At 57.5% G+C, this 25322-nt stretch carries 32 protein-coding genes and 1 other RNA gene; 29 read left to right on the plus strand and 4 right to left on the minus strand.

Annotated features, from left to right (window positions below):
- Window positions 1–18: 18 nt before the first annotated feature.
- On the plus strand, window positions 19–966 hold the full coding sequence (locus tag ACE3SE_RS11810; RefSeq protein ID WP_374555477.1) for a hypothetical protein: 948 nt from the start codon (window positions 19–21) through the stop codon (window positions 964–966).
- Window positions 967–1307: 341 nt separating this feature from the next.
- On the opposite strand, the gene ACE3SE_RS11815 is transcribed toward ACE3SE_RS11810, so the two are convergent.
- On the minus strand, window positions 1308–1559 hold the full coding sequence (locus ACE3SE_RS11815) for a hypothetical protein (RefSeq protein WP_374555479.1): 252 nt from the start codon (window positions 1557–1559) through the stop codon (window positions 1308–1310).
- 442 nt (window positions 1560–2001) lie between these two features.
- Between ACE3SE_RS11815 and ACE3SE_RS11820 the strand changes: the two genes are divergently transcribed.
- From ACE3SE_RS11820 to ACE3SE_RS11830, 3 genes are all read left to right on the plus strand, one after another.
- Window positions 2002–2316: a helix-turn-helix domain-containing protein gene (locus tag ACE3SE_RS11820; RefSeq protein WP_374555481.1), complete on the plus strand. Its 315-nt coding sequence runs from the start codon at window positions 2002–2004 to the stop codon at window positions 2314–2316.
- A 75-nt stretch (window positions 2317–2391) separates the two neighbouring features.
- Window positions 2392–3270 carry a hypothetical protein gene (locus ACE3SE_RS11825; RefSeq protein ID WP_374555483.1) on the plus strand — a complete coding sequence of 293 codons (879 nt, stop codon included), beginning with the start codon at window positions 2392–2394 and terminating at the stop codon, window positions 3268–3270.
- Window positions 3271–3936: 666 nt separating this feature from the next.
- On the plus strand, window positions 3937–4653 hold the full coding sequence (locus ACE3SE_RS11830; protein WP_374555485.1) for a hypothetical protein: 717 nt from the start codon (window positions 3937–3939) through the stop codon (window positions 4651–4653).
- Window positions 4654–4673: 20 nt separating this feature from the next.
- On the opposite strand, the gene yjjJ is transcribed toward ACE3SE_RS11830, so the two are convergent.
- The gene (gene yjjJ / locus ACE3SE_RS11835; protein WP_374555487.1) at window positions 4674–5978 is read right to left on the minus strand and encodes a type II toxin-antitoxin system HipA family toxin YjjJ; all 1305 of its coding nucleotides are present in this window, start codon (window positions 5976–5978) and stop codon (window positions 4674–4676) included.
- A 196-nt stretch (window positions 5979–6174) separates the two neighbouring features.
- Between yjjJ and ACE3SE_RS11840 the strand changes: the two genes are divergently transcribed.
- Window positions 6175–6639, plus strand: coding sequence for a DUF2846 domain-containing protein (locus ACE3SE_RS11840; protein WP_374555489.1), 465 nt, complete (start codon window positions 6175–6177; stop codon window positions 6637–6639).
- A gap of 66 nt (window positions 6640–6705) precedes the next feature.
- Here ACE3SE_RS11840 and ACE3SE_RS11845 read toward each other — a convergent pair whose 3' ends face one another.
- Window positions 6706–7389 (minus strand): M24 family metallopeptidase, encoded by a 684-nt coding sequence (locus ACE3SE_RS11845; RefSeq protein ID WP_374555491.1) that lies wholly within the window; start codon window positions 7387–7389, stop codon window positions 6706–6708.
- Window positions 7390–7642: 253 nt separating this feature from the next.
- On the opposite strand from ACE3SE_RS11845, the gene ACE3SE_RS11850 reads away from it, so the two are divergent.
- From ACE3SE_RS11850 to ACE3SE_RS11965, 24 genes are all read left to right on the plus strand, one after another.
- Window positions 7643–8092, plus strand: a complete 450-nt coding sequence (locus ACE3SE_RS11850) for a hypothetical protein (RefSeq protein ID WP_374555493.1) — start codon at window positions 7643–7645, stop codon at window positions 8090–8092.
- 68 nt (window positions 8093–8160) lie between these two features.
- Window positions 8161–8525: a transfer-messenger RNA gene (gene ssrA / locus ACE3SE_RS11855) on the plus strand.
- A gap of 164 nt (window positions 8526–8689) precedes the next feature.
- A complete protein-coding gene (locus ACE3SE_RS11860; RefSeq protein ID WP_374555495.1) occupies window positions 8690–9907 on the plus strand; it encodes a tyrosine-type recombinase/integrase in 1218 nt (405 codons plus the stop codon).
- 96 nt (window positions 9908–10003) lie between these two features.
- Window positions 10004–10291: a hypothetical protein gene (locus ACE3SE_RS11865; protein ID WP_374555497.1), complete on the plus strand. Its 288-nt coding sequence runs from the start codon at window positions 10004–10006 to the stop codon at window positions 10289–10291.
- Window positions 10269–11093 carry a hypothetical protein gene (locus ACE3SE_RS11870; RefSeq protein ID WP_374555499.1) on the plus strand — a complete coding sequence of 275 codons (825 nt, stop codon included), beginning with the start codon at window positions 10269–10271 and terminating at the stop codon, window positions 11091–11093. The genes ACE3SE_RS11865 and ACE3SE_RS11870 overlap by 23 nt, the downstream gene beginning before the upstream one ends.
- A gap of 131 nt (window positions 11094–11224) precedes the next feature.
- Window positions 11225–11458 (plus strand): helix-turn-helix transcriptional regulator, encoded by a 234-nt coding sequence (locus ACE3SE_RS11875; protein ID WP_374555501.1) that lies wholly within the window; start codon window positions 11225–11227, stop codon window positions 11456–11458.
- On the plus strand, window positions 11458–12144 hold the full coding sequence (locus ACE3SE_RS11880; protein WP_374555503.1) for a Rha family transcriptional regulator: 687 nt from the start codon (window positions 11458–11460) through the stop codon (window positions 12142–12144). Before ACE3SE_RS11875 ends, ACE3SE_RS11880 begins: the two co-directional genes overlap by 1 nt.
- A 281-nt stretch (window positions 12145–12425) precedes the next feature.
- The gene (locus ACE3SE_RS11885) at window positions 12426–12599 is read left to right on the plus strand and encodes a hypothetical protein (RefSeq protein WP_374555505.1); all 174 of its coding nucleotides are present in this window, start codon (window positions 12426–12428) and stop codon (window positions 12597–12599) included.
- Window positions 12600–12932 (plus strand): hypothetical protein, encoded by a 333-nt coding sequence (locus ACE3SE_RS11890; RefSeq protein WP_374555507.1) that lies wholly within the window; start codon window positions 12600–12602, stop codon window positions 12930–12932.
- Complete coding sequence (locus tag ACE3SE_RS11895; RefSeq protein WP_374555509.1) at window positions 12933–13301, plus strand: hypothetical protein; 369 nt, start codon at window positions 12933–12935, stop codon at window positions 13299–13301.
- Window positions 13295–13570 (plus strand): hypothetical protein, encoded by a 276-nt coding sequence (locus tag ACE3SE_RS11900; protein WP_374555511.1) that lies wholly within the window; start codon window positions 13295–13297, stop codon window positions 13568–13570. Before ACE3SE_RS11895 ends, ACE3SE_RS11900 begins: the two co-directional genes overlap by 7 nt.
- Before the next feature lie 87 nt (window positions 13571–13657).
- Window positions 13658–14176: a PriCT-2 domain-containing protein gene (locus ACE3SE_RS11905; protein WP_374555513.1), complete on the plus strand. Its 519-nt coding sequence runs from the start codon at window positions 13658–13660 to the stop codon at window positions 14174–14176.
- Window positions 14119–15645, plus strand: a complete 1527-nt coding sequence (locus tag ACE3SE_RS11910) for a DUF927 domain-containing protein (RefSeq protein WP_374555515.1) — start codon at window positions 14119–14121, stop codon at window positions 15643–15645. The genes ACE3SE_RS11905 and ACE3SE_RS11910 overlap by 58 nt, the downstream gene beginning before the upstream one ends.
- A 95-nt stretch (window positions 15646–15740) precedes the next feature.
- Window positions 15741–16376 (plus strand): hypothetical protein, encoded by a 636-nt coding sequence (locus ACE3SE_RS11915; protein WP_374555517.1) that lies wholly within the window; start codon window positions 15741–15743, stop codon window positions 16374–16376.
- Window positions 16373–16717 carry a hypothetical protein gene (locus ACE3SE_RS11920; protein ID WP_374555519.1) on the plus strand — a complete coding sequence of 115 codons (345 nt, stop codon included), beginning with the start codon at window positions 16373–16375 and terminating at the stop codon, window positions 16715–16717. Before ACE3SE_RS11915 ends, ACE3SE_RS11920 begins: the two co-directional genes overlap by 4 nt.
- A 76-nt stretch (window positions 16718–16793) precedes the next feature.
- Window positions 16794–17132 (plus strand): hypothetical protein, encoded by a 339-nt coding sequence (locus tag ACE3SE_RS11925; RefSeq protein WP_374555521.1) that lies wholly within the window; start codon window positions 16794–16796, stop codon window positions 17130–17132.
- A 191-nt stretch (window positions 17133–17323) separates the two neighbouring features.
- A complete protein-coding gene (locus ACE3SE_RS11930) occupies window positions 17324–17530 on the plus strand; it encodes an HGGxSTG domain-containing protein (RefSeq protein ID WP_374555643.1) in 207 nt (68 codons plus the stop codon).
- An 87-nt stretch (window positions 17531–17617) separates the two neighbouring features.
- Window positions 17618–18277 (plus strand): hypothetical protein, encoded by a 660-nt coding sequence (locus tag ACE3SE_RS11935; RefSeq protein ID WP_374555523.1) that lies wholly within the window; start codon window positions 17618–17620, stop codon window positions 18275–18277.
- A gap of 83 nt (window positions 18278–18360) precedes the next feature.
- Window positions 18361–18570: a hypothetical protein gene (locus tag ACE3SE_RS11940; protein WP_374555525.1), complete on the plus strand. Its 210-nt coding sequence runs from the start codon at window positions 18361–18363 to the stop codon at window positions 18568–18570.
- Entirely contained in the window at window positions 18560–20578 is a 2019-nt protein-coding gene (locus ACE3SE_RS11945; RefSeq protein ID WP_374555527.1) for a hypothetical protein, read from the plus strand. Before ACE3SE_RS11940 ends, ACE3SE_RS11945 begins: the two co-directional genes overlap by 11 nt.
- Before the next feature lie 59 nt (window positions 20579–20637).
- Window positions 20638–21018, plus strand: coding sequence for a hypothetical protein (locus ACE3SE_RS11950; protein ID WP_374555529.1), 381 nt, complete (start codon window positions 20638–20640; stop codon window positions 21016–21018).
- Window positions 21019–21180: 162 nt separating this feature from the next.
- Window positions 21181–21489, plus strand: a complete 309-nt coding sequence (locus tag ACE3SE_RS11955; protein ID WP_374555531.1) for a hypothetical protein — start codon at window positions 21181–21183, stop codon at window positions 21487–21489.
- 383 nt (window positions 21490–21872) lie between these two features.
- Entirely contained in the window at window positions 21873–22358 is a 486-nt protein-coding gene (locus ACE3SE_RS11960; protein ID WP_374555533.1) for a hypothetical protein, read from the plus strand.
- A gap of 376 nt (window positions 22359–22734) precedes the next feature.
- Window positions 22735–24741 (plus strand): methyl-accepting chemotaxis protein, encoded by a 2007-nt coding sequence (locus ACE3SE_RS11965; protein ID WP_374555534.1) that lies wholly within the window; start codon window positions 22735–22737, stop codon window positions 24739–24741.
- Between the two features lie 69 nt (window positions 24742–24810).
- Here ACE3SE_RS11965 and ACE3SE_RS11970 read toward each other — a convergent pair whose 3' ends face one another.
- Window positions 24811–25293: an Lrp/AsnC family transcriptional regulator gene (locus tag ACE3SE_RS11970; protein ID WP_374555536.1), complete on the minus strand. Its 483-nt coding sequence runs from the start codon at window positions 25291–25293 to the stop codon at window positions 24811–24813.
- Between the last annotated feature and the right edge of the window lie 29 nt (window positions 25294–25322).

Here is a 25322-nt window from a genome sequence, read left to right on the forward strand (position 1 = left end):
CACAAAGGAGATTAGCAGATGGATGCAAAACATGACGAAAAAGAAGTGCTGACACCAAAATTAATCATCGACAAGGACATGTTAGAAAAGATCGCCTCAAGCTTTAATGGCCTACCAATTACAATGGGACCAGACGGGGAAATGCTTTCACCTGGCATTGTGGACCTACTTGATGTCGACAACACCACTTCACACTGGACACCCTATGACGAGCGCACTCGCATGCTTGTTCTTGCCATCGAAGCTTGCCGTGACATCACGTTTTACGCCGAACAATTAATTGACACTAAAGTACAACGGAGAGCCATGCGAGCGGTCACTGTACCAGTTTGCAAACTCATGGACGGCACAGCGCTTCTTCTAACAAAGATGAATGACGTAGCTTCTCGCGAAACCCGTAATCAGTGGCCAATCACAGACCAAAAAATATATAACGAAACAGCAAAGCGTCTAAGAAAAAAGCATCTACAGGGTCCTATCCGCTGGGTTCGCAACAAAATTGGAGCACACCTTGATACTGAAGCTTTTACCGTGGGTATAGAGTATCTTCATTTGGATGCAATTATAGCTGCCTTTGGAGATTGCCTACTATTACTAACATTATCGATGAACTATCCATCAAGTTGGTTCAGTTGGATCCGCCAGATCGGCGCATCCCCTGAAGGGCATCAGCGAATCATAGAAACAATGTTTGAATATCCGATATGCATTCGTTGGATCACCGACATACACGGACATCCTCTCGGTTTAAGCAGTGCCATTTTAGCTCAAGACCCCAGATGCGAACTTCAAGATCAAATACTAGAAGCCATTAATTCATACAACAAGCTGGTAAAAGCAATTGAAACAGAACTTCCACTCATCACAACAAACCAAAAAGACATTGGCGCTGAATTATTTCAAACCGACGCAAAAGGCAATAAATCCCTAAAAAGCATAAAAATATTTCGCCCTTCTGACAATTAAAATTCATTGAATGATTAATTCGTAAAGCACTTAGTAAAATCTATAATCTCTAAATAATAAAAAACAACTTCGCGGGTCTCGCCCCGCCGTCGAGGTACTTTACTTTTGCTTCGCCAAAAGAAAGTACCCAAAGAAAAGGCGACCCGCAGCGCGTCGAATTCCCGCCCCAGCCGCACCGCTCAGGGCGCGGCCGGAACTTGCGGCGCGCTACCGTCGCGCCGCTGCGGACAGCCGACCGCTTAAGACCCTGAGCGGCACGACTGTGTCGGCTCGCGCTGACGGGACCGGTTACTGTCAGTACAGATTATAAAAATAAGAGGAGGAACGATTCGATAATGCGCCTAAAATTTTGACAAACCACGATAAAGAAACATTAATGCAAACACACCATACATAAACATGAAAAAAATATAAGTTTTTTTGTTTTTCTCATAGAGAATTTCACCACCACGAATATAAATTACTTCTTTAGTAATCATACTATTTAAAACATTAATCACACCTAAAATACCAACAGAAACCAAAGAATATTTTTGCATCCAATCGAATACAAAAGATGCAAGAATTTCTGCCAAAACAATTACAAACAGCACCTTGTTTACTTTTTCCAAAGTGGACTGATTCTTGCCGAAAATTACCATCTCACGCCTCTAATATCAGTTTGCCGCTTTAAGCAATACCCATCATGATGTGCGGACGATTGCCGTAGCAATCTCTATCTGGCAGCCTGAGCCATGCTTTCCGATGTCTGCGTAACATCTCCTGCACCAATCTCGCCCCCCTTCCATCTTCCTTCCAACATGCATTTCCTGGCTGTTTGCAGACTACTCACAGCTTGCTCGCATGGTCTCCATATTGCAATGACATAATCAGTATGCCCAGCAAGTCGTTCATTATCTGAAACCACTGTACCGACACCTCCTTGATGCACGTCAAGCCCGCCGAATGCACCCCTTAAGGTCGGTAGAGTGCCAAAGCAAGGCATGCTATTGACTTGATCCGGCAGCACCTAAACCAACTATTGAGAGGCAAACCATGATCACGGAACCCAGCACCATCAGCGTATGGGATGCGCTTGAATCCAACCCGCAACAAGCGGCCAATCTGCGCGTGCGTGCCGCTTTGATGCGCCAGATTTCCACCACCGTGAGTGAACAAGGACTGACCCAGGCGGAAGCCGCACGGCGCTGCGGAGTCAGCCATCCTCGCATCAGCCAGTTGATGAACGGCCAGATTGCATCGTTTTCGCTGGATGCCCTGGTCAATATTGCGGCGGCGCTCGGTCAGACAGTTGAAATCCGCTACCGGGTGTATTGCTACAGCACGCAGCCGACCGCCCATTTACCCTGAGCGGCACGGCTGTGTAGGCTTGGACTGACGGGCCTGAGTCAACTTCGACAGTTGTTCTTAAATCAAGGGATGCGCATGAACGACTCAAGAAAAGTCCGTGTGATATTTTTGGCTGTTTTGAGCAGCTTTAGCCACGCCGAATTAGTCAACGCCACCCCAAAACCCATCAAAGAACCTTACAAATCATTTGAAGAAAAATTACCAATCGGCTGGAGTTCAGATTTCCTGCTCCGAACAATAGCGCCCCAAAAGGACAAGTCAGCATTTGTTGGTGCAATCATCAAGCCGTGGCCAGGAGAAAATGGAAAATTCATTGTTGCGCTTTGCACCGCCAAGGATGGTATTTCAAGACATCAGCTTGAACTTCGAACAGACGGCTGCTCAAACGAAAGCTCGGAACTCTATCTTGGTGTTTTTGGACTGGAAATAACGCATAACCAATCAGCGTATATCTTATTGGCTAAAACAGCGATGCCAGTAACAGACAAGGTAGACTGGACTGCATCCAACATAGACGGCAATGATGCTGACTGCCTGAGCAACTTCAAGGTATGTAACAAAGGCAGTTCATTTCCTGACGTGTGGACATATATTGACAATACGCCCTATCACATCAATAAAGGAAATCCAACATTTGGCATTAATGCCGAGTGGCGAAACAGTTTTGCTGGCAGTGGCAGCAGCACTTCATCTGCACTGTATTTGATTTCCCAGTTTGACGACAAACTGAAAGTCGTCTTTTCGGCCCCAATGAGTTACTTCAAATCGATTGAAGGTGAATGGAACAGCAAGCACACAAAACAGATGGTTGAAGAAACCTTTGCCAAAAACTATCTGATCATTTCAAAAAAAGAAACACATGGCTATAAAAATATTCTGCTGCGCGAAAAAAATGGAACATGGCACAGAATTTATCAGTGGGATAAAGAGAAGAAAGTCTATATTGGCCAATAGTTATAGCCAGCCAATCACTATCAAACCCACAACACCAACACGCCGACGGGTGACCGGGCGATGTATGTAATCGCCTGCAATGCTTGAGCGATTTGACGTTAGCAGATAGCGAAACGGGCATATTTCGCGGCGGAACGCCCCGATAACGCAGGGGCTTCCGCCCTACACGCCGACCCCGTAGGGTGGATGCCCCATAGGGGCGATCCACCGCGCAACGCTGCCGAATAAATCCATTTTCCCATCGAAAACCACCGCACCAACGCGCCCATGGGCCCCGTCAAGCATGCCGACAGGTGGCCGGGGCGAGGTTTTAAGCGCCTGCCCTGTTTGAGCGATTTGACGTTAGCAAATCGCGAGTTCAGGCGCGCCTCGCCCCGGTCGGGACCTGTCGGGTAGCCGCAGGCCATGCTTGTGGGGTGGCCTTGGAGGTGAAGGAGGGCTTGGCCACTCAAGCCCTCCTTCCCGTCCGCCGCGCGGAAGCGGCAACACAAAACATCATCCGCGCAGCGGATTCCCGCTTAGGGCTGAACCATTGGTCAATCCCATTCGCACAACCATCTATTGCCGCAATGGATATTGACCGCTAGCCTCCAAGACTTGCGTTAAACAACGCATCGGGTTTGGCGACCCATCACCAGCAAAAAACCAAGTAAGCAACCTATTAACTTGCGTCTATTGCACGTGAAGGGCATCGCCATGACCGAAACCAAGCTGCATCCCCCTCCCCTTACCCTGTCCTACCTCGGCAAACCCATCCGCCTGCACCTCCACCCCCACACCTGCTGCCTGCACGGCGAGGACATCATCCAGCTATTCGGCCCACGCCTGCGCCATCGCCTGCAACTCATCCTCCAACAACACCCCGGCTGCCAGCAACCACAGCACGACAACCAGCAACACTACTGGTCGGAACACACCCTGCAACAGGCGCTGCGCCAAATCCATCGCCCTGCAACACAACGGCTGCGCCACTGGCTGAATCGCCAAGTCCTCCCCGCCCTGCAGCAACGGCCAAGCGACGCACCACGGCACGACCAGGCACTGGCCATGGCTGCGGAGGCCGGGCAGCAGATCAGCCATGCGGTATTACGTGCGGTACTGGAACAGGGACAAGGCTGGCAGCACGGCCATTGGCTGCTGACGCTGCGCTTCACCCCCAATCACGCCAGCCGCCATGCACATGGCCGACTGGTGGCGCTCAATAGTCAGGTCACGCCCTTGCAGGCTTTGGCCCAGCACATTGCCGCGCCGGATGGTTTGTCCAGCAGCAATGTGGAATTACTGCGATTGGCGGAGGCTTGCCATCAGCTATTGGCCAGACGGATGAACAAACAGGCGTGGCGGGTGGAGGCGGCGGAAGGCCGGACAACTGGGCAGGAGTAAAACCCGGCGGCGGGCCGGGTTCAGCCCAGCCGTGCAATGCGCGCAGCGGCTGTGTCGATATGCGCGCCCAGCGCAGCAATGCAGGGAGCAAAACGGGCGGAGAAACCGTCATGCGCCCGCAGCCGGGCGTGGAAGTCCTGCGCCAGCGTCAGGGCCTGCCGCCAGATGTCGGCGGGCACTTCCGCGCGCAGATTGGCCTCGGGCAAGGTGTCGGCCAGTGCGCCACCACCGCGCGGGGCAAAGGCCATGGGCAGCATGTCGTAGGCCGGGGCCAGCTGGTAGGGGCGGCCATGCAGGCTGGTGAGGGACAGGTTGCCGCTGTGCATGTCGGTATTGCCAATCAGCGTGCCAAACGCCCACAGCAAGGCGGCACCGGCTTGCGACTGGGGCGTGACATGGCCTGCCGCTATCAGCCGTTGCACCACCACCGGCCACGGTGCATGGGCAGCGCCGACAAATTCGGCATCCAGCGCACGCAAGGAGAACACCGCCACCCGCCCCAGCGGGCCGATGCGGTCGAAGCGCGGTACTTCCAGAAAGCGCTGGCTGCCGAAATCCCACAAGCCGGTGCTGACGCCCAGCACGGCCAGCGCCAGGTGCTCGGCCAGCAGCAGGTCGCGCCAGCGCTGGCTGACGGCGTTGTCTTCGGCAGCGGTGAATTTCACCAGCACATGGCCGTGCTCGGTGTAGGCGCAGAACTTGGGCTGTTCGCCCCCGGCAGACGAACCGGGCAGCTCGCCCGCACTGGCAGCCAGCGCTAGCGCCGGATAGTGCGTGGCACGCTCCACCGGCTGTGGCTGCGGCATGGACAGGAAGTGCTGACGGGCGGCGTCGCCAATCAGCAGGTTGCCAATGATGTCATGGCCATGGGCCAGCAAGGCGCGCAGGATGTCGGCATCGCCCCAGTGCTCCGGATTGGCAGGCAGGCTCAGGCTGGCGGCGTGGGCCGCTGCATAGGCACGGCCCAGATAACCTTGCGGCCGCATGTCCTCCAGCCACCACGGCAGCCCGCTGCTGTGCAGCCATACGCCATCGGTCTGCTGCATGACAAAGCCGTCTGGCCGCACTGGCAGCAGGTGGCCCAGCTCCACAATCTGCCCGGCATCGCTGACACGATAAACCGGCACCGCCAACTGGCTGCGCGCGCTATCACGCAGTGCGTAGTGAATAGCTGGCCCGCCCCCCAGGCGCAGCACCTCGTCACCCAGCGCCGCCAGCGCACGGGACACCGTTGGCTGACTTAGCCCTGTTATTTCAACAAGTTGCCGCGCGGTGCGCAGTCCGCCAGCCAGTTGCTGGCGCAGGGTTTCGGCATGACGTGACATGGCATGAATGAATACTTGAATAGATAGATGAATAGCTATTGTAGTCAATGCGGGGGCAGTCGTCACCAGCTGGGCATTTGTCAGTGCCTGCCTGGTAATGACAGTGCTGCGGATAAATTATTTGTCATTAATCTTAATGACGTGGGAATAATCCGGTAAAATGTAAATATTTGTTAACGCATCACTGGAGAATTTTGTGAAGATTTGCACCGCTGCTGCCCTTATCGCTGCCGTACTGCTGACCGGCTGTGCCTCGGTCGACATGGCGTCCAAAGAAGAATCCGCCCGCGCCAAAACCTTTGCCGCCCCTTCCACAGGCAAAGCCGGGCTTTACATTTACCGCAACAGCTTTGTGGGCAAGGCGCTGAAGAAAGACATTTTTGTTGATGGCAAGTGTGTGGGTGAAAGTGCTCCGGACGTGTTCTTTCGCACCGAGGTGGCTGGCGGGATGATGCACAAGCTGGACACTGAATCGGAATTCTCTGCCAACACCATCGAGTTGATGACCGAGACGGGCCGTAACTACTTTGTCCGCCAGTACATCAAGCTGGGCGTGTTTGTGGGCGGTGCCGGGCTGGAGCCGGTGACGGAAGAAGAAGGCAAGGCTGACGTGCTGAAGCTGGAACTGGCCAAGGGCGGCCATTGCGACGGCACGCCCTGATCTGGCAACGGGCTGTCACACAGGTCAACGCCGGCGCTTGCCGGCGTTTTGCATGCTGCGCTGGCGTCATGGCGCGGGCTGGCGTACCAGCAGGTCTTCGTAAAACGCGCCGTAAGGCAGGGATGGATGGCGGATCTGGATTTCCAGAATCCACACACCTGCGTCCGGGCAGTCGGCAAAATCGCCCAGTTTGCCCGCCTGATAAATGGCGTGCGGAAAGTCGGACACGCGGTGGCCCCGCACTTCCAGATTCAGCTGCCAGCCCAGCGCTGCCGCGCGCTCGGCTGCATAGTCGTATAGCGCAGTCCCGGCACAGCCGGTGGCTTGCCAATGCTGGCTCACCATCTGCCACAAGGCATGGCAGGCATCCACGCAGGCACGCATGGCCGGGTTATTGCCGGTGACAAAGCTGGCGCCGCTGTCCCCTTCGTGCCCGTCCCACACCACGCCCAGGTCGATGAAATAGATATCGTCCTCACCCAGCACATTGTCCGGGTCGTTTTTCTGGTTGAAGGTTTTCAGCGTGCTGGAGCCAAAGCGGATGACGATGGCGTGCCAGATGCGTTCCATTCCCATGTTTTCCAGCGTGGCCTTGGCCAGCTGCTTGGCTTGCTGCTCGGTCATGCCGGGTTGAATTTGCGCGGCAATGCGGTGAATGGCATCAAAGGTGCGGTCGCGGGCGTGCAGCATCTTGCCAAGCGAATACTGCGGGCCAACGGCTTGCGGGCCGGGTGTCACGGTGGCTGGCATGTCACCTCCTGTGCGGGAAAGTATGAAAACCAGCCACAAAACTAGCATGGCCAGCAGCATGGCGGGCTGCCCTTGCACGCCATCATTTGCCCCGGCTGCGACATGGCCGGGGGCAACTGCTGCGTTACATTAGCAAATTCCCATACAAGCTTGTCATCCCGCCGGGATTAACCGCGTTATACAGACAGGCGGCGCTGTGCCGCGCATGGGTGCCTTACCGCACCCTCCTCTTCCCCTACTGGAAAAAACCAACATGAAACGCATTCTGCTTTGCTGCCTTGCCACTATTGCCCTGTCTGCCTGTTCCAGCCACAAACCGCCGCAAGCCCCGGCCGTTGCCCCGCAAGCCGTGGCACCGCAAGCGGCCAAGCCGGTAGTGGACAGCGCAGCCCTGGCCAAGGCCGCGCTGGAGAAGAAGATTGATGCCAATATGGCAGCCAACCCGTCTTTCATTCCGTTTGCTGCCGACAGCCGCGAGCTGGATGAGGCAGGCAAAGGCCAGATCCTGCGCCAGATTGCCAGCTTCCAGTCAAGCAAGAAGCTGATTATCCGTGGTTACTGCCACCATGGCCGCGCCGTAGCCCACGCCCGTGCCGTGGCGGTGAAACAGTTCCTGGTGGCATCCGGCGTACCGGCCAAACACCTTGTTGTCCGCTACAACACCGACAAGGACGCCCAGGGCGTACAGATTGCCAGCAAGTAAGCCAGATCACCCGGCACAGCCGGGCTGGTGCTGAGCACGGTTTATCTATATAATTGTCAGTCTTATCTGGGGGCGACCTGGTTTCGACGGGGGTTGCGAAGCAGATGGGGGCATACCGGGATTTCAGTCATCCCGTAAAACACTGAATTTTTTTAGTCGCAAACGACGAAACTTACGCTCTAGCAGCCTAACGGCCGGCTAGACACTACAACGGTTCGCAGATGGGCCGGGGGCGTCAAAACCCTGTAGTGTCACTTTACATCTGCTAGTGCCTTTCCGGGTTACTTGGTCTGGTGCGAAACTTTAGGTAACTCGCCAAAGCTCAGCCTGTCCGTCGGCGTAGCGGAGGTTAAATCCAAATGACACGACTAAGTATGTAGAACTCACTGTAGAGGACTTTCGGACGCGGGTTCGATTCCCGCCGCCTCCACCAAATTAGCATTTCACACCGTGTCATGGTGTGCCAAGAACCCCGAGAAATAAGCCTCTCGGGGTTTTTTTATTGTGTCACGCCGTGTCATACCATGGATTGACATACCGTCACCCTTGACGGTAGTTTTGTCGGTATCTCACATACCGTCACAGGCAGATACCGTCATGCCGCTCACAGATACCGCCTGCAAGAACGCCAAGACCAAGGATGACGGGGCTCCGGCCAAGTACGCCGACGAAAAAGGCATGTACCTGCTGGTGAACAAGACCGGCAAGTATTGGCGACTGGACTACCGCTTCAACGACAAGCGCAAGACGCTGGCGCTGGGCGTCTATCCTGAAATCGGTCTCAAGCTGGCCCGGGAGAAGCGTGACGAAGCCCGCCGCCTGCTGGCCGAAGGCATCGACCCGGGCGAACTGCGCAAAGTTACCAAGGCAACCAGCAAGCTGAGTGCGGTAAACAGCTTCGAGGCTGTTGCCCGCGAGTGGTTTGCCAAGTACCAGCCCACCTGGAGCGAAGGCCACGCCACCCGCATAATCCGCCGCCTGGAGCGCGACATCTTCCCTTGGCTGGGCAACCGCCCTATTGCTGAAATCACCGCACCGGAGCTGCTGGCCAGCTTGCAGCGCATCGAGAAGCGCGACGCCATCGAGACCGCCCACCGGGCCATGCAGAACTGCGGGCAGGTATTCCGCTATGCCGTGGCCACTGGCCGGGCCGAGCGCAACCCGGCTGCCGACCTGGTTGGCGCAATCGCCCCTGCCGTCAAAACCTCGTTTCCCACCATTACCGACCCCAGCAAGATTGCCGAGCTGCTGCGCGCCATCGACGGCTACAAGGGCAGCTTCATCACTCAATGCGCCCTCAAGCTGGCCCCGCTGGTGTTTGTACGCCCAGGGGAGCTGCGCAAGGCGGAATGGTCGGAGTTTGACCTGGAACACCAGCTTTGGACGATACCGGCAGAGCGCATGAAGATGCGGGAAAAACATTTCGTCCCTCTGTCACAGCAGGCCGTCGCCATCCTGACCGAGCTGCGGGCTCTGACCGGCAGCCGCCAGTATGTTTTCCCTGGAGCGCGCACCAATGGCCGCCCAATGAGTGACAACACCGTCAATGCTGCCCTACGCCGCCTGGGCTACAGCAAGGAGGACATGACCGGCCACGGCTTCCGGCACATGGCATCCACGCTGCTGAATGAACAAGGGTGGAACCGTGACGCCATAGAGCGCCAGATGGCCCACGCAGAGCGCAATAGCATCCGGGCAACCTACAACTATGCCGAATACCTGCCGGAACGAACCAAGATGATGCAGTCCTGGGCGGACTACCTGGACGGCTTGAAGGCTGGCGCGAAAGTAACGCCGCTATTCAAGATGGTCTGACACCCGCTATGCCGGCACCTAGCCCGACGGGGCGAAAAGCGGGAGACCCTGCCCGCCTGGTGCTGGCTACCTAACAGGGGCGCAAAGGGAGCGCATATGCTTGACCCACAAGAAGAGCGGGCAAAGTTCATCAGCCTACGTGAAGCCATATTCCTAATTGCCAACGCCAAAGGAAAAACAGCGCAAGAGGCTGCAGCTACTCTGGCCCTAACCCTTCGACGCTCAACGCAATGGCAAAACCTCCAAGTATGTGAGTTCAGTGATGGGCATGGGGTTCTTTCAGCAGGGCACCGGAGGAACCGTTTATTTCAGCTACTGGACCGTTTAGCAACAGAGAACCAGCATTCACCGGTAATGGACGATGATGACCAAATTCCATTCTGACTTTCTATATCGATGTGACCCTGACTTTGAACGTCTTGGCTTTAATCGTGGCGACTTCATGAAGCTGCTAAATGCGAGCGGAACAGCTGCCGCAGGGCCTGAGCAGGCCAAGTGGGAGCAGGGTCTCTTCCTTCGTCAGTGGTTCACCATTGATGAGGCGGCTTGCATTATTTGCGGCCGGCATCCTGATGAAATGGAAGACTGGTGGGGGGAGCAATGGCCGCGAAGCGTAGTCAGCATGAGGCAGGCCATCCTGGATGCATGGCGGGAGTTGGACATTGACACGGATGGCTGTGGTGATGTGCAAAACCATCATCGCGTCAGCCATCCGTCGATTAAGACATGGTGTGAGCAGCGAGGTATTAGCTGGCCACTAGTACGGGGGCCGCAAGCACAGCCAGTTGCAGGTGCAGCCGACGCGGCCAACTTTGCCCATCGTCTGGCCGAAGCCGAACTAAAGGCCGAGCGTCTGGCTCAAGACCTGGCTGCCACCACCGCCGAGCGTGACAAGCTACGCCATGAACTGCAAGGCTTAACGGATGACCTTGTCAGCGCAAAAAAGGAGGCTGCACAGAGCCAAGCTGACCTGAAACAAGCCAGGGCCGACTTACTACAGGGAAAAAGCAGAACATCCGCGCTGAAACTGGTGGGCGGCATGGCATTGGCCGTTTACAAGATACCAATCAAAAGCGGTAGATTGACCGGCCTTGCAGAGCTGAGAAAAGACTTGGATAGCGTGGGGGTAGCCATCAGCGAAGATGTTATTCGCAGCCACCTGAATGCCGCCGCCGAAGTTATCTAGCCGCCAAAGCCGCGCCAGCCCTAGTTCAATCCCCGATATCGGGTATCCACAAACCTGATATCGGGTCTCCACCCCAAGCAACAGCGGTTTCATAGCCCTGCCAATCACGGCATGTCACAGGAAACCGCACCATGCAAACTCAAGTCATTACCCTTCCCCAGACTGGCTATGTCCGACAGTCTCTGCTGGTGGGAGATATCAAAACCGGAATCCCCGGAATTCTTCCGTTCTCTGCTTCAACATTATGGCGGCGCGTTCGTGCTAAATCATTTCCGGCGCCAGTTCGGTTATCGCCTCGCGTAACTGCCTGGAAAGCCGAGGACGTGCGCCGCTGGCTGGATGCTCAAGGCAAGGAGGCCGCGTAATGGCCAATCCCATCATTCAAGCCGTCGGCCTGCCGCTAGTACTGGCCAAAGACGGCCCGCGCATTGATAGCCGTGTCATTGCCGCCGAACTGGACATTGAAAACCGCGCCCTGCTGCAGAACATCGAAAACCACGCCACGCACTTTGAAGCATTTGGGGTAGTCACATTTCAAATGGAGAAACCCCCGAAAGGCTCCAAGGGTGGCATGCCTGTCCGCTATGCCCTGTTGAACGAGGACCAAGCCTACTTTGCCGCCACGCTGTCGCGGAACACGGGCCGTGCCGTGAATGTGAAATTCCGCCTGGTAAAAGCATTCGGTGAGGCGCGTCGGCGGCAGGAAGCCAAGGACGGCCAGTATCTGCCCTTCTACCATCTTGCCCACGATGCTATCCGGCAGGTGGCCATCAGTGCCGCAAACCATGGCAGTACTGTGCCAGAGGGTATTTTTCACTCCAACATCGAGCGAATGATAAACAAGGCGTTCGGTATCGAGGCTGGTCAGCGTGACCATCTCAGCCCGGCACAGCGCAATGCCATCAGCACAGCTTACCAACTGGTGAATGCTGCCATTGCCGACACCCTTGCCGACGGCGGCAGCCATGACCTGGCTTACCAGGAAGCCAAGCGCCGCGTGCAGGATTTTGCCCGACTGTTTGGACCTATCGCCGGGAGGCTTACAGCATGATGGTCCTTGACCCCTTGGCAATGCTGGGCAACAATAGCCCGGTGCCGTTCAATAGCGGCACCGGGTTTGGCGACCTGATTGCACTGGCGGACAGCCGCCTCTATGCGGCATTTTTTATGTCCGTCCTACACACCATTGGTGCGTCCATTTCTATGGCGGGTCGTGGTGGGGATACCTTCGGGTATGCCGGTTCCCAGTGCGCCGGTTCGCCAACCCCGCCACGCGCCTGCCACCCCCGTTTGGCGACGGATGGCAGGCCTCACATAGCACTGGAGGCCACTATGCCTAGCATCACCCGCGCCCTGTCGCGCCTATTCCCCATTTCCAACACCATCAGCACCGCTGCCACTATGGCCGAGGCGCAAACCATCGCCCGTCTGCACCTGGCACGCACTGGCCACGCCGTGCGCATTGCGCCTGCCTCTGTCGGCTTCTCTGTCGTGGAGGTGCGCTAAATGGCTGATACCCTTTTCCGCCCCGAGAACGGCAGCAGCCTGATTGCCGCCGCCCAGACCATTGCCCATGAATATGGCCTGATGGAGATGGATGATAGCGACCAAGGTGCTATCGCCTACTGCCACGGCAATATCGAAGGCGAGCTAGCCTTCGCCATGGCCACCGTGATGGCAGGCGCTGCCACGGCAACGGTTAGGCATTGCCAGCAAAGCCTACTCAACCGTCTGGGTCTTGCTTGCGACGGCCTCACCTTAGAGCAGCAGCGCTTGCGCGGCTGGATTGTTGGCATGATGAGCAGCATCGCCGCTGCAGTAGATTCGGAGGCTCACTAAATGGCTACCGAGACCCTGAATCACTTCACCCTGCTGGCCGAACAGCACGCCGACTTGCAAGAGCAGGGCGAGATTAACAAGGCTGCTGGCTGCCGTATTCCCAAGCTGAATAGCCGTACCCTGAGCCTGCTGGAAAGCAATGCCGAAGTGGCCATTGCCGACATTGCAGCCGGCATGCAGGGTCTGGCACACCTCATCACCAACTACCCGTCAGACATCGGCAATGAGTCGATTGTGCTGCCTCAGGTTGGCCGCTTACTGCGTGTACTAGGCGAAGCACTGGAATTCACCCACGACGCTGCGCACATGATTGCCGACCGGCAGTGGGCTCACGACCGCATTGCAGCCGTGGAGGGTAAGCCATGCTGACCACCAATCAAATCCACGCCGCCGAGCATGACGGCCAGTCCGTTGCCTATCGCCTGCTGTTGCTGCTAAACGAGCATCTGCACCCCAGCGCCTACGATAGCGCCGCCGACCACACAGAAGCCGCCAGCACCCTGCTGGAGTCCTTTGCTGGTGTGTTTGCCGGATGCCTGGCTGACGCACTGGAGCACCAAGGCAGCGATGCCGTGAATGTGCTGTATCAGCGCATCACTGAGCGAGCGCCGGAGCTGCTGGCCAGCCTCAACCGCTAATCCCTACTGAATACGCCTGCCATGGCCGCCTGAGCGCCGTCATGGGTTGGGCAAACTACGTCCGAAAGGCACGTTATGAGCAGCTCCATGGAGCAAATTGCGAACGCCCTGCGCTATCTGGATCCCCATGGCCGGGACGGATGGGTATTGCACGGCATGGCCATAAAGAGCGAGCTGGGCGAAGCCGGTTTCCCCTTGTGGGATGACTGGAGCCGCACCGCTGACAACTACCAACCCAAGGCAGCCAAGAGCGTGTGGAAGAGCATCAAGCCCGGTGGCAAAGTGACCATTGCCAGCCTGTTTGCCCAGGCCATCCAGCACGGCTATCGGCCCGAGCAGCCCTATCAGCCTCCCAGTGCCGAGGAGCGGGCCAAGCTGGAGCAGGAACGCGCCGACGCCCAGGCAGAGGCCGAAGCACTGGCCGCCCTGCAGCGGCAGGCAGCCAAGGACAAGGCCATGGCGCTGTGGGCCAAGGGCCACGACGTGGCAGCAGAACACCCCTACCTTGCAGCCAAGGGCATCCGCATCGCTGGGCTTGCCCGGTGGAGATGCTGGCAGCCAGTGACACCGCCGAGTTTCGCCGGGAGCTGGTGCGCGGTGGGCTAACCATTTCCACCAACGGCAAGGCCAGGCAGAAGCTGGTTGATTACGTACTCAATCACCGCCCAGACTCAGCCACCCGTCTGCGCTGCGTATCCCGTATCGGCTGGCATGACCTGCGCTATGTGCTACCCGGGCAGGTGTTTGGCCAGCAGGATGGCGAGGGTGTGATTTACCAAGGGGCAGATGCTGGCGACTTCGATAGCGCCGGCACCCTGCAGGACTGGCAGCAGCACATTGCGGCCATGGCAGCGGGCAATTCCCGCATTGTGTTTGCCATCAGCGTGGCCTTTGCTGGTGTGCTGGCGGATATGGCCGGCGAGTCTGGCGGCGGCTTCCACTATGTGGGCACCACCAGCAAGGGCAAGACGTCCACCTTGCTGGATCCGGCAGCCAGCGTCTGGGGTAATCCCGACCGCTATGCCAAGAAATGGCGCACCACCCAGAACGGCCTGGAAGCACTGTGCCTGGGTAGAAATGATGGTCTGCTGATTCTGGATGAACTGGCCCAGATTGCCGCCGCTGACGCTGGCGGCGCGGCCTACCTGATTGCCAATGGCCAGGCTAAGGCCCGCATGACCAAGGAGGGCGGCAACCGACCGGCACAGACATGGCGCGTGATGCTGCTGTCTGCTGGGGAGATTGACCTTGCCCAGCACATGGCCGAAGCCGGCAAGACCGCCAAGGGTGGCCAGATGGCCCGCCTGCCAGCTATCCCTGCCGATGCTGGTGCTGGTATGGGGACGCTGGAGCAGCTGCACCACCATACCAGCGGGCAAGCCTTTGCCGACGCCATGAAGGGCAATGCCCGGACCTTTTACGGCACCGCCGGACAAGCCTTCCTCGAGCAGCTGGCCAGCCCGGAGGAACAGCAAACCATTCGTGCAGAAGTCCGCGCCAATGTGGCCAAGGCCATCCCGCACCTGGGCATTCCTGCAGGGGCTGCAGAGGAAATTGGCCGTGTGGCGGCGCGCTTTGCCCTGGTGGCCTTTGCCGGGGAGCTGGCCACCCGTTTCGGGGTAACCGGCTGGCAGGCTGGCGAGGCCTTCCGGGCGGCGCGCTGCTGCTTCCGCGAATGGCTGGCCGAAAACAACACCGGGCAGGCAGCTGACGACCGCGCCTTGTTCGCCCAGGTGGCCGCCTTCATGCAATCGCATAGTGCCACCCGCTTTCCACCGCATGATGCCGCACCGGAAGTGCTGGCCCGCCACCTGAACCGGGCCGGCTTCACCTTCACCGATGACACGGGCGGATTGCAATTCTGGGTACTGACCGAGCCATTCAAGCGGGAGGTGTGCAAAGGCTTCCAGCATACCGCCGCCGCGCGCGCCCTGATTAAAGCCGGCTGGATGCTGGCCGGGGATGTGGAAGCCAACAAGCAGCGCAATACCCGCAAAAAGCGGATCAAGGCGCTGGACTCTGCCACGGTCAATGTCTACGTGATGACCGGAACCGCACTGGAGGGTGAGGAATGAGCGCTGACAGCTGGTTTGGCGAAATACTGGGAGCCGGCCCCAAACCGGTCACTTGTTCCCCCGCAAGTGGGAACAGAGCAGAGGGGGAACAAAAAGTGGGAACAGCGGAAATCCTTACCCAGCAAGGGTTTCAGGATTCTGTTCCCACTGTTCCCACTGTTCCCACCAAAAAACAGTCACCCCGAAAGAGTGAAGAAAACACCCCAAAACCGGGGAATTACTTCACCGCCGTGGGTGACCTTGCTGCTGGTATCGTCACCGCCGTGGCCACCGGCCAGCCGACACCAGCCCCGGCCTTGCCCGCCGACCTGCTGGAACGGGTCAACCTGATTTGCCGGTTGGAGCAGTGGCCGGTGGCCGACCGTGCGGAATGGCTGGGCATCCTGCGCCGGCAGATTGAACAGGACGGCACCCCGGTGCGCGAATTGGTGGCCTGCCTGGATGCACACCTGGCCAAGCATCACCCGGATGCCGACTTGCTGGCCGATCTGCACGACTGCATGAGCTGCGACCACTGGCGTGGCGAAGCCACCGTACCGAACGGCCAGCAGCAACTGCGCACCCTGGTGAACCCGGCCACCACCTACCGAGGCAACAAGGTGATTGGTGGCTGCGCCCAGCATTACCGCCCCCACCGGGCATCCAACGACCCCAACCAGTCCGCTTACCTGCACTGGCGCTTTGCCGGCCGCTGCGCGTGGACTCCGAAACGAGAGGACAAGGCAGCATGAGAAAACCATTCAACAGCCGGGACCATTTCCGCCCGATTCCTGACGACCCAGAAGGCGGCTATATGCTCAGCATGGCTGCCACCATCTGGATGGCCTACGGCTGCATTTTTGACTTGGAGAGCACACCACCCGATGGCCGCGCCAAGGCCCGCTTGCTGGTGTCGGAGTGTATTGCTCTCTTCAAGGCCAGCCGAGTGCCTACTGCCTCCTACCTGGAAACGTGGCTGTTACAGGATGGTGCCAAACCTGACCGGGTGTTACCGGTACTGGCTGGAGCATGTGAGGCAGTGGGCGACCTTGCAGTGGCTCAGGTGGTCAATCGTGTAATGGGAGGGGCATAAGGTGACGTTGCAGAGCGATACATTAACAAAACAGACCGGGAGGCGTGATACCGCACGGAAGCGGGCCATTCTACTGATGCTGGAACAGCACGACGAACACGACTACCTTGAGCGCGGCGCACCGCCTTACTGCGCATCGACCATTGCTGACCGCATCGGCGGGAGTCGGCCCAGCGTGGCCCGCACCCTTCGGGGCATGGCTGCTGCTGGTCTACTGGTGGCAGTACGGCACCGTGACGAAGTGTGGAACGCCATTGCACAGAGCTTTGTGGAAATGCCCGTCACGGCCTACTACAGCGCCCGCACGATGGAGCGTGACAAGGCAGTGGCCAAGGCATGGGCAGATGGAGCCGAGGAGCGCAGCAGCCAGGCAATGGCCGCAATGGTGAAGGCATTCTCTGGAGGTGGCGCATGACAGACGATGAGCGTCGAAAAGAATTCAAGGCGTACACCAAGGAGTGGAGGCGCGTGGACTGCTTACGCAACAAAATCTTGCGTGAACACAGTCGAAGGGAGTGGCAAAGCTATAGCAACACTACGGCCCCTGGCAGCTGGAACCCCATGCTGCCACCGTCCCTGCCTGAGTATCCAACCCGTAAGCCATGGATGGATAGCCTTACCTGCGGGGCAAAGACCAGGGCCGGTACGCCGTGCAAAATAACAGCCATCTATGGCAGTGGCCGGTGCAAGTTGCATGGTGGCCTATCCACCGGCCCAACAACGCCAGAAGGCAAGGCCAAGGCTGCGAAAAATGGCCAAAAGCGAGGCGAACCCCATGAGAGGTACGGAAAAGTAGGTTTTCCCCGAGAGTAGACCCGCCCGTGTGGCGGGTTTTCATTTTCTCTTTCCACTGATGCTGTCGCAGAGCATAAAATGCCATTGTCAATAATGAGGGCTGCTATGAAACGCTTGGTGATTGTAGGTTTGGTCGTTGCATGTCTTTCCGGGTGTGATGACAGTCGTCATATTGAGGTCAGAAAAGAGTGGCCGGCACCGGCAAGCGCTCCCGTAACCGATTCCAGCACCCCGGCAGTAGACGCATCCGCGCCGGAAGCCGATGGCAGTCCTGTGCTTACCGGTCGGGATGCCGCCATTGCGCTATCTGACTACATCAACCGGCTTAACCTGGCACTGCGCACCAACTTTGTGATGCAGAAGGTCTATCTGGCGAAAGTGAAGCAGGCCTACCAATTCCGTGATTTGGATAAGCTCACAGAGGCTGCAGAAGCAATGAAGGAATCGGCGCAGAAGGCGCAAGGTGAGGTGTATCAAATCACAAGCGATGCGAACCTGAGTGATGATGATGCTGAATTCTTCAATTCCATCACCGAGGCCGTACAAGATGTGATGGCGGTACGAGTCGAGCTGGCCGTTGATGTTGCCGCTCAGGCGCACACTGGCATGGAAATGCTGAATAGTGGGGAGCTGCAGCACCTGATAAAAGAAACAAAAGATGCGGATGCAAAGCTTAAGGCAGCAGCCAAGAAGGCCTATTCACATTTTGGCACAAAGCCAGCCGATGTTGACTGGAACAGCCTGACACTCAAGGCCAGCAAATAGCCTGATTCCCTGCGCAGTATTCCCCTTTGCTGCTTAAGCGGTCTATTATTGTTATGTTATATCGTAACAATAAGGATTTAGGCATGCGCCAGAGTGAAATTCCAGAACCGAGCCAGGTGGCAGACCTGCTGGTGTACGGCCTGCCCGGGGACTACCGGGTAAAGATAAACGGCGAACACCTGGAGACACGTGGCAACCAAGTGCGACGCTTCCACACCAGCGATAGCGCCATTCGGGCGCTGGCTCGCTGCGGGCTGCACCATATGCGACTGGAGCTGACCAATGCTGGGTGAAGAATACTCAGTCGCCGTCCGCATCAAGCTGATGAACGAGCTGGGGTCTGGCTTAAGCATCATGAGCCGGCAACTTCGCACCGCCCAGGGGGACGTGGATGGCTTGCAGGCGCGGCTAGACCAGATAAAGAAAACCGCGGCCAGCGGGGCGTTCATGCTTGGTGCTGGCGTAGGCCTGGGCATGATGTTCAAGGCCCCGCTGGAGGATGCTCGCAAGCTGCAGACTGAAATGGCGCGGTTCGCCTCGCTGGGCTTTGGGGATGCGGTCAACAGCCAGGCTGCACGCTTCGCCATGGGGATGAATACCTTCGGCACCAGCCTGAATGACAACATGACCCTGCTGTCGGATGCGATGGCTGTGTTCAAGGACCTGCATCACGCGGAGTTCGCCGCCCCCCTCATGGCCAAGATGAAGTTTGCCAACGAGGCGGTATTCGGCAAAGAAGGTGGCGGAGCGAACGAGTCCAAATTCATGGACATGCTCAAGGTCATCGAGTTTCGCGGCGGGCTGGCCAGCGAGCATGCCTTTTCCACCCAGGCCGACTACGTGCAGAAGGTCATCTCAGGCAGCCGGGGCCGTGTCGATGCCAGCCAGCTGCTGCAGGCCCTGAAAACCGGTGGCGTAGCACTGTCTCGCCGTGACAATGAACAGTTCTACCTTGGCTCCGAGCCGCTGATTCAGGAGTTTGGTGGCCAGCGCTATGGCACCGGTGCGATGAGCATCTACCAGAACCTGGTACAGGCGCGCGGCACCATCACTGCACAGCAGGAACTGTACCGACTTGGCCTGCTGGACAAGTCGATGGTGGAATTCAACAAGTTGGGCAAGCTGAAGAAAGCATTGCCTGGTGCGTTCTTTGGCTCCGACGTGCTGGAACGTAAAGGCGAGATGGCACTTCTGCAGGAGGTGCTGCTGCCGGCATTCGCCCGGAAGGGTATCACCAGCGACGAGGGTATCATCCGCGAGCTTGGCATGATTCTGGGTAACCGCACGGGCTCAGGTCTGATGAGCCGGATTTACCAGCAGATGCCAACCCTTCAGAAGCAGATTGAGGCCAACAAGTCGGCAATGGGCATTGACGCCCTGGACAAGACGGCTCGCGGCACGGTTGATGGCCAGATGATTGAACTGCACAAACAGTGGAACACGCTGATGACGCAGCTGGGCGTCACCCTCCTGCCTGACACCATCGGGGTCCTGAAGTCGGCAAACTCTCTTCTCAAAGATTTCAACCAGTACATGAAGGACGACGGGCAGGCTGTCCGCGCCCTAGCTCAGGATCTGTTCTACCTTGCCCCAGCGCTGGCCATTGGCGGCACCATCAAGCTGACAATGGCAGCCTTTCAGGGAATCGGCCTTGCTGCAGACCTGGCCAAGCTGCGTTCTCTCCGAGGCGCTGATGGCATCAAGACCTTTGCCGGTGCCATCGGTGACGTGGAGCGCATCGGCCGAGTTTCTGCTGTCGCCGGCGGAATAGGCAACTTCACCAGCAAGCTGGCCGGCCTGGCTGGGAAGCTGGGTGAGATAGGTCTGCTCTACACCATTGCGGATACCGCCGCCCACCTTGGCTATGACATGGGTCACCAGTGGATGGAGGAGCGGAAGAAGGCCGAGCGGGAAGCTGGCCAATACCACCCTGGCCAAGGGCTTGGCGTGATGGACAACTTTCAGCCCGGTCCGACCAAGGCTGATGCACAGCGCCGAGCAGCAGCCATGAGCCACCTGCCTGGCGACCCTTACCAGCCATTCCACCCGCTCAAGGGCAACACGTTCCAGTTTTCCAACCCCGCAGATGTATCTGGTGTGATGCGTGGTGTTATGGCCAGCCTGCCGCCGCCGGCCGCACCGCAAGTCAACGTCAAGGTTGTCCTTGGCACCAAGGAAGTGGCCGCCCAAGTCGTGACCGACATCACCAGGCAGGCCAGCCGACCGCCCGTAACGGGCAACGGCCTCGACCGGACAATGGGATTGCCTTACCCATCCGCACCAAGCATGTCACTCCGATAGCACTTACCCGGGCCGGTTCACCATGCCGGCACCACTACCCACGAATGAGGAACACCAGCATGACCGAACAGACCACCCACGACACCGCCGCACAGCCTGCCGACCAGGCAGACCGCTTTACCGATGCACGCGGCCGCACCATCCAGCTGCGCATCCTGAGCCCGCTACAGCATGCCCGCCTGGTGATGGCCGTAGGCAGCCAAGCAGCAGAGAACGACGTATTCATGAACGCATTCGCACTGCCGGCTGCCATGGTCGAATACATCAATGATGATGCCCATGCGCTACCCGCCAGCCTCAAGCAGGTGGAGGGAGTACTGGCGATTTTGGGCAGTGACGGCATGGCCGCGCTGAATAAGCATCTGTACCAGAAGGTGGAAGCGGCACGCGCCAAGATGAAGGCTGGCATCAAGGAAGAAGAGTCCGCCGCAAAAAACTGAGTAGGAACCCCGAGTTTGCCCGGGACTGCTACCTGGTCAAGCATGGGGTTCCATTCCATACCCTGTTTGCAGTTACGCAGCTGTTACCCCATGAACGGTTTGCCATGTACGTGACAATGGCAGAGCTGGATGGCAACCGGTTCGACTGGGGGGCAATGCGATTTGAAACGAAAGAAGCCTGATAGCTGCTTCACAAGCCCGCCGAGCGCGGGCTTTTTTACGCCCATCGTGGCCATCCACACCCAGGCCGCGAACATTCAATTTTTTCTCAGGCAATATCAGGGGTTGAAAAACAGCCGCAAACGCTTGCCCTGTCTACATGTCACACGGTCCTCAGGCTTGACGCCTGAAATTGACACCCAGTTTTACCAGAATACCAAGTGGGGCAAGTGGTGGTATTTCCCGAGCACCTGCATCACCTGCGCACCTTTTCGTTTCACCTGGCAAGCGCCATTTCTGGCGTCCGGCTGACCCGGCCTTGTCATTCTGCGAAAACCAACCCCATGGAGGCCAAAAGCAAGGCAGGCTGGTGTTTGCGAAATTAACCCCATGGAGACCCCCGAAGTGGGGGGCTTCGAGCTGCCCATTTTGGGCATGTCGGCATGCATGGGCTTGTTTGCGAAAATACCCCATGAATGACTGCATCAAGCCGCTGTGGTCGTTTGCGAAAACAGAACCCCATGAATGAGGTGAGTCGACCATGGCTGCCGGGAAGGTCGGAGTCGACCACTAGACTACATGACTCTTCTCTAACGTCGGAGTGGACTGGCTACCTGGTACTTATTTGAACCAAAATTATTCAGTACGTCATGACAAGCCATAGAATGCTAACGTCACAACATCGGGTAGCAACCATGCGGCTGGCACTCATCATCATCTGTATCATCATGCTCTTCATTGCTGGCGGGGTTCTGGTCAGTCACACACACGTCAGTCCATTACAAGCTGTCATGCTGGCTGTCGTCGGCGCAGTACTGGTGACGACAAAAATTGCCCACCTGAAATTTCATCTCAGTATCTCAGCGGGACCGTGGAAGCCTGCACCATTCGATATCGAGCGACTCCAGCGGGAACACAGTCACAGTCCGGCCATGCCTGCCATTACCCAGGCCTGCAAAGCCCTGCATCAAGCCACGGGTGCAAATCTCGGTCAAATTGGGTTGTACGACTACCTGTGGGCGGGTAGCGCCTTGGGTGGGTATCACCATTCCATCCCAATGCGTAGTGGTCTGGTTAGACGCCTAAGCCGGGCATTAAACACAAAGATTACCAAGGCGGACCTAGACCGTATCAATACAGTCGATGACCTGATGCAGGTCATGAGAAGCAAAGGCCTCTAATCTGTCATCTTGGGTGGTGAAGAGATGGCAGCCACATCAATGTGACGGTATTTTTGACGGTACTTTTTAAATTCAAATCGTCAGATTTATTGCTGGGCGTGGTTTTCAAGCCACAATTCGGTAGACGCCGCCCCACCAGAACCTCTAAAAGCCATTGATGATCAGTAACTTACTGGTTATCAATGGCTTTTTTCATGTCTTACAGACCATCAACATCACGCAAGGACGGGCGTTTGCTGTCCGACGCAATCCACCTTACCGCCCCGCCGCCTGTCTTCTTTGTCTGATGCAGCAATCAGAAACCGGATATTTCTTTTGCTGCTTCTTGTGTATTCTGTCCGACAAATCCACTTATCAAGTTTTGGCTGGAGCCTATATGTCTTCATCATCGTTAAAGAAAACCATGATTCTGGGAGCGGTGCTGGTTGCCAGCCTGCTGCTGACGGGAAGTGCCGTTACCTGGTGGACCAATAATCTGCAACGTCAGGCCGATGACGAGGTGGAGCGCTTCAACCAGGCCAGTCTGGTGTTTCGGGACACCCGTTTTAACGTGGTGCAGATTCAGCAGTTTCTGACCGATGCCGGGGCAACTGGCGAAGCTGGGGACGATTATCAGGCGGCGGCAGAGAACCTCAAGCAGGCGATGCAGAACCTGGATGTGTTGCAAACCATGTTGCCGGATGCAGCATCCGAGGTAGGACAGATCAAGCCTTTGGTGCAGGCCTTGCACCAGACGGGTGTAAAAATGGCCGAGGCCTATATCCATCAGGGACGGGAGGCTGGCAATGCCATCATGAAGGCCAAGGGGAACGGGTTTGATGATTCCACCGAAGCCATCAACAAGAGCCTTGACCAGCTGTCTGCCGAACTGGCGAACAAGAGCAAGCAAACCCAGCAGTACAAGACCACAGTGCGGGGCAATGCCGTGCTGGCCTATGCCCTGATTGCCATTCTCACCACCTTGAGCGTGCTGGGGATCAGCCTGCTGCAATACCGTCGCCTGCTGCGGATTCTGGGTGGCGAGCCAGCCTACGCAGCCAGCATTGCCAACACCATTGCCAGTGGCAATCTGGCGGTGGAAATCATCGACCGCTCCGGCCATGACAACAGCCTGCTGTCCACCATGCGTCATATGGCCGAGCAGCTGACCTTGTACATGCGCAAGATCGACCTGAACACCAAGCAGGTGGTGCAGTCGTCCTACCAGATTTCCGACATTTCCAGCCATATTGCCGATACCTCCAATGAAGAGGAGCAGCATTCCGCCGCCGTGCGCCAGGCTACGTCGGACCTGTCGCAAACCGCCAGAACCGTGCTGGACCTTGCCGGCAGCGTGACCGAACACGCCGACAAGGCGCGCAGGAGCGCACACGACAGCATGTCCACCATGCGTGACAACATCCGCGAGATGGATGCTGCGGTGGCCGAGGCGCACCATGCCGAAACCCGTATTGTGGCGCTGGGCGAAGCCAACCAGAAAATCCAGGTGATTACCCAGTCCATTGCCAGCATCACCGACCAGACCAATCTGCTGGCGCTGAATGCGGCGATTGAGGCGGCACGCGCCGGCGAGCATGGCCGCGGCTTTGCCGTGGTGGCGGACGAAGTGCGCAAGCTGGCACAGAATGCGGCCAAGGCTACCGACGAAATCACCCAGATCATCAACAGCCTGGGGACGCTGATTCAGGAAAATACCGAGTCAGTGCAAGGCATCATCAGCAGCACGCGGCTGGGTATGGAAAAAGCCGAACAGGCCAGCCAGTCCATCAGCGGGCTGGTGGAGGATATCGAAGGCAATGTGACGGCGGCCCGGCAAATCGGCGCGGCCAGCCAGGAGCAGATGGCAAGGCTGGAAACCATGCGCGGCCAGCTGGAAACCCTGCTGACCACACTGAGTGACAATGCCTATAAAGTGCATACCACCGGCGCCATCAGCGAGGTGCTGTTCCGCACCTCCACCGATTTGCGCACCATCATGGAGAGCTTCCAGTTTGACCAGTCCAGCCAGGTAGAAGCGATTGCCAACGACAACCGCAGGCTGCCGCGTGTGCGCCAGCATATTCTGGTGCAGGTGAAGGATGGCGATCAGTTACGCGATGCCATTACCGAGGACTTCAGTCTGTCCGGCATCAAGCTGCGACTGCCGCTGGCGCTGAACCGGGCCGAGCACAGCCTGATGCAACTGCAGGTATTGCTGCCGCATGACAGCATTGATGATTACCGCGAGCAGGCACCGCTGAAACTGACTGCCCGGGTGAAGTGGCTACAGGCGGAGAACAATGGCGAAATTTACGGTCTGGAATTTGTCGACATCAGCCCGCGTCAGCAAGACGAACTGAAAGCCTGTTTCGAGTTCTTCAATCACAGCCATGAATATGTCTGACAGCCACACGGCATACGCCTGACCAGCCATCACCCAGCGCCCCGGACCGCAAGCAGCGACCGGGGCGTTTCAGTCTGGCAGCGGAATGCGGCTGCTGGCTTTCACTTCTTTCAGCGCCAGATTGGAATGGATGGCACTGATGCCCGGCACGGCGCGCAATTGCTCGACAAAGGCGCTGTAGTCGTCCAGATCCCTGGCCAGCACCACCAGCAGGTAATCCGCCTCGCCGGTGATTTTGTGACAGGACAGTACTTGTTCATGGTCGCGGATCAGCGCTTCAAAGCGGTTGGGCTCCTGATCGCCGACATTGCCAAAGCGCAGGCTGACATAGGCCAGTACATCCAGCCCCAGTTTGCGGCGGTCCAGATTGGCCTGATAACCCAGGATATAGCCCTCTTCTTCCAGCCTTTTGAGCCGTCGCCAGCAGGGCGTGACGCTGAGTGACAACTGCTCGGCCAGCTTGGGCGTGGACATGGCACCGTCACGCTGCAAATGCTGCAGGATGGCCTTGTCCACTGCATCCAGTGCGTCATCCGCTTTGTTCTTTCTCATTTTTTGCCAATTCTGTAATTTTCTTTGCG

This window comes from Aquitalea pelogenes (assembly GCF_041914625.1).
Taxonomy (GTDB): domain Bacteria; phylum Pseudomonadota; class Gammaproteobacteria; order Burkholderiales; family Chromobacteriaceae; genus Aquitalea; species Aquitalea pelogenes.

Excerpts from the sequence above, each read along its gene's own strand:
- ACE3SE_RS11810 (WP_374555477.1), top strand. The coding sequence starts at position 19 with ATGGATGCAAAACATGACGAAAAAGAAGTGCTGACACCAAAATTAATC.
- ACE3SE_RS11820 (WP_374555481.1), top strand. The coding sequence starts at position 2,002 with ATGATCACGGAACCCAGCACCATCAGCGTATGGGATGCGCTTGAATCC.
- ACE3SE_RS11825 (WP_374555483.1), top strand. The coding sequence starts at position 2,392 with ATGAACGACTCAAGAAAAGTCCGTGTGATATTTTTGGCTGTTTTGAGC.
- yjjJ (WP_374555487.1), bottom strand. The coding sequence starts at position 5,978 with ATGTCACGTCATGCCGAAACCCTGCGCCAGCAACTGGCTGGCGGACTG.
- ACE3SE_RS11845 (WP_374555491.1), bottom strand. The coding sequence starts at position 7,389 with ATGCCAGCCACCGTGACACCCGGCCCGCAAGCCGTTGGCCCGCAGTAT.
- ACE3SE_RS11850 (WP_374555493.1), top strand. The coding sequence starts at position 7,643 with ATGAAACGCATTCTGCTTTGCTGCCTTGCCACTATTGCCCTGTCTGCC.
- ACE3SE_RS11860 (WP_374555495.1), top strand. The coding sequence starts at position 8,690 with ATGCCGCTCACAGATACCGCCTGCAAGAACGCCAAGACCAAGGATGAC.
- ACE3SE_RS11865 (WP_374555497.1), top strand. The coding sequence starts at position 10,004 with ATGCTTGACCCACAAGAAGAGCGGGCAAAGTTCATCAGCCTACGTGAA.
- ACE3SE_RS11870 (WP_374555499.1), top strand. The coding sequence starts at position 10,269 with ATGATGACCAAATTCCATTCTGACTTTCTATATCGATGTGACCCTGAC.
- ACE3SE_RS11875 (WP_374555501.1), top strand. The coding sequence starts at position 11,225 with ATGCAAACTCAAGTCATTACCCTTCCCCAGACTGGCTATGTCCGACAG.
- ACE3SE_RS11880 (WP_374555503.1), top strand. The coding sequence starts at position 11,458 with ATGGCCAATCCCATCATTCAAGCCGTCGGCCTGCCGCTAGTACTGGCC.
- ACE3SE_RS11885 (WP_374555505.1), top strand. The coding sequence starts at position 12,426 with ATGCCTAGCATCACCCGCGCCCTGTCGCGCCTATTCCCCATTTCCAAC.
- ACE3SE_RS11890 (WP_374555507.1), top strand. The coding sequence starts at position 12,600 with ATGGCTGATACCCTTTTCCGCCCCGAGAACGGCAGCAGCCTGATTGCC.
- ACE3SE_RS11895 (WP_374555509.1), top strand. The coding sequence starts at position 12,933 with ATGGCTACCGAGACCCTGAATCACTTCACCCTGCTGGCCGAACAGCAC.
- ACE3SE_RS11900 (WP_374555511.1), top strand. The coding sequence starts at position 13,295 with ATGCTGACCACCAATCAAATCCACGCCGCCGAGCATGACGGCCAGTCC.
- ACE3SE_RS11905 (WP_374555513.1), top strand. The coding sequence starts at position 13,658 with ATGGAGCAAATTGCGAACGCCCTGCGCTATCTGGATCCCCATGGCCGG.
- ACE3SE_RS11910 (WP_374555515.1), top strand. The coding sequence starts at position 14,119 with ATGCTGGCAGCCAGTGACACCGCCGAGTTTCGCCGGGAGCTGGTGCGC.
- ACE3SE_RS11920 (WP_374555519.1), top strand. The coding sequence starts at position 16,373 with ATGAGAAAACCATTCAACAGCCGGGACCATTTCCGCCCGATTCCTGAC.
- ACE3SE_RS11925 (WP_374555521.1), top strand. The coding sequence starts at position 16,794 with ATGCTGGAACAGCACGACGAACACGACTACCTTGAGCGCGGCGCACCG.
- ACE3SE_RS11930 (WP_374555643.1), top strand. The coding sequence starts at position 17,324 with ATGGATAGCCTTACCTGCGGGGCAAAGACCAGGGCCGGTACGCCGTGC.
- ACE3SE_RS11935 (WP_374555523.1), top strand. The coding sequence starts at position 17,618 with ATGAAACGCTTGGTGATTGTAGGTTTGGTCGTTGCATGTCTTTCCGGG.
- ACE3SE_RS11940 (WP_374555525.1), top strand. The coding sequence starts at position 18,361 with ATGCGCCAGAGTGAAATTCCAGAACCGAGCCAGGTGGCAGACCTGCTG.
- ACE3SE_RS11945 (WP_374555527.1), top strand. The coding sequence starts at position 18,560 with ATGCTGGGTGAAGAATACTCAGTCGCCGTCCGCATCAAGCTGATGAAC.
- ACE3SE_RS11950 (WP_374555529.1), top strand. The coding sequence starts at position 20,638 with ATGACCGAACAGACCACCCACGACACCGCCGCACAGCCTGCCGACCAG.
- ACE3SE_RS11960 (WP_374555533.1), top strand. The coding sequence starts at position 21,873 with ATGCGGCTGGCACTCATCATCATCTGTATCATCATGCTCTTCATTGCT.
- ACE3SE_RS11965 (WP_374555534.1), top strand. The coding sequence starts at position 22,735 with ATGTCTTCATCATCGTTAAAGAAAACCATGATTCTGGGAGCGGTGCTG.
- ACE3SE_RS11970 (WP_374555536.1), bottom strand. The coding sequence starts at position 25,293 with ATGAGAAAGAACAAAGCGGATGACGCACTGGATGCAGTGGACAAGGCC.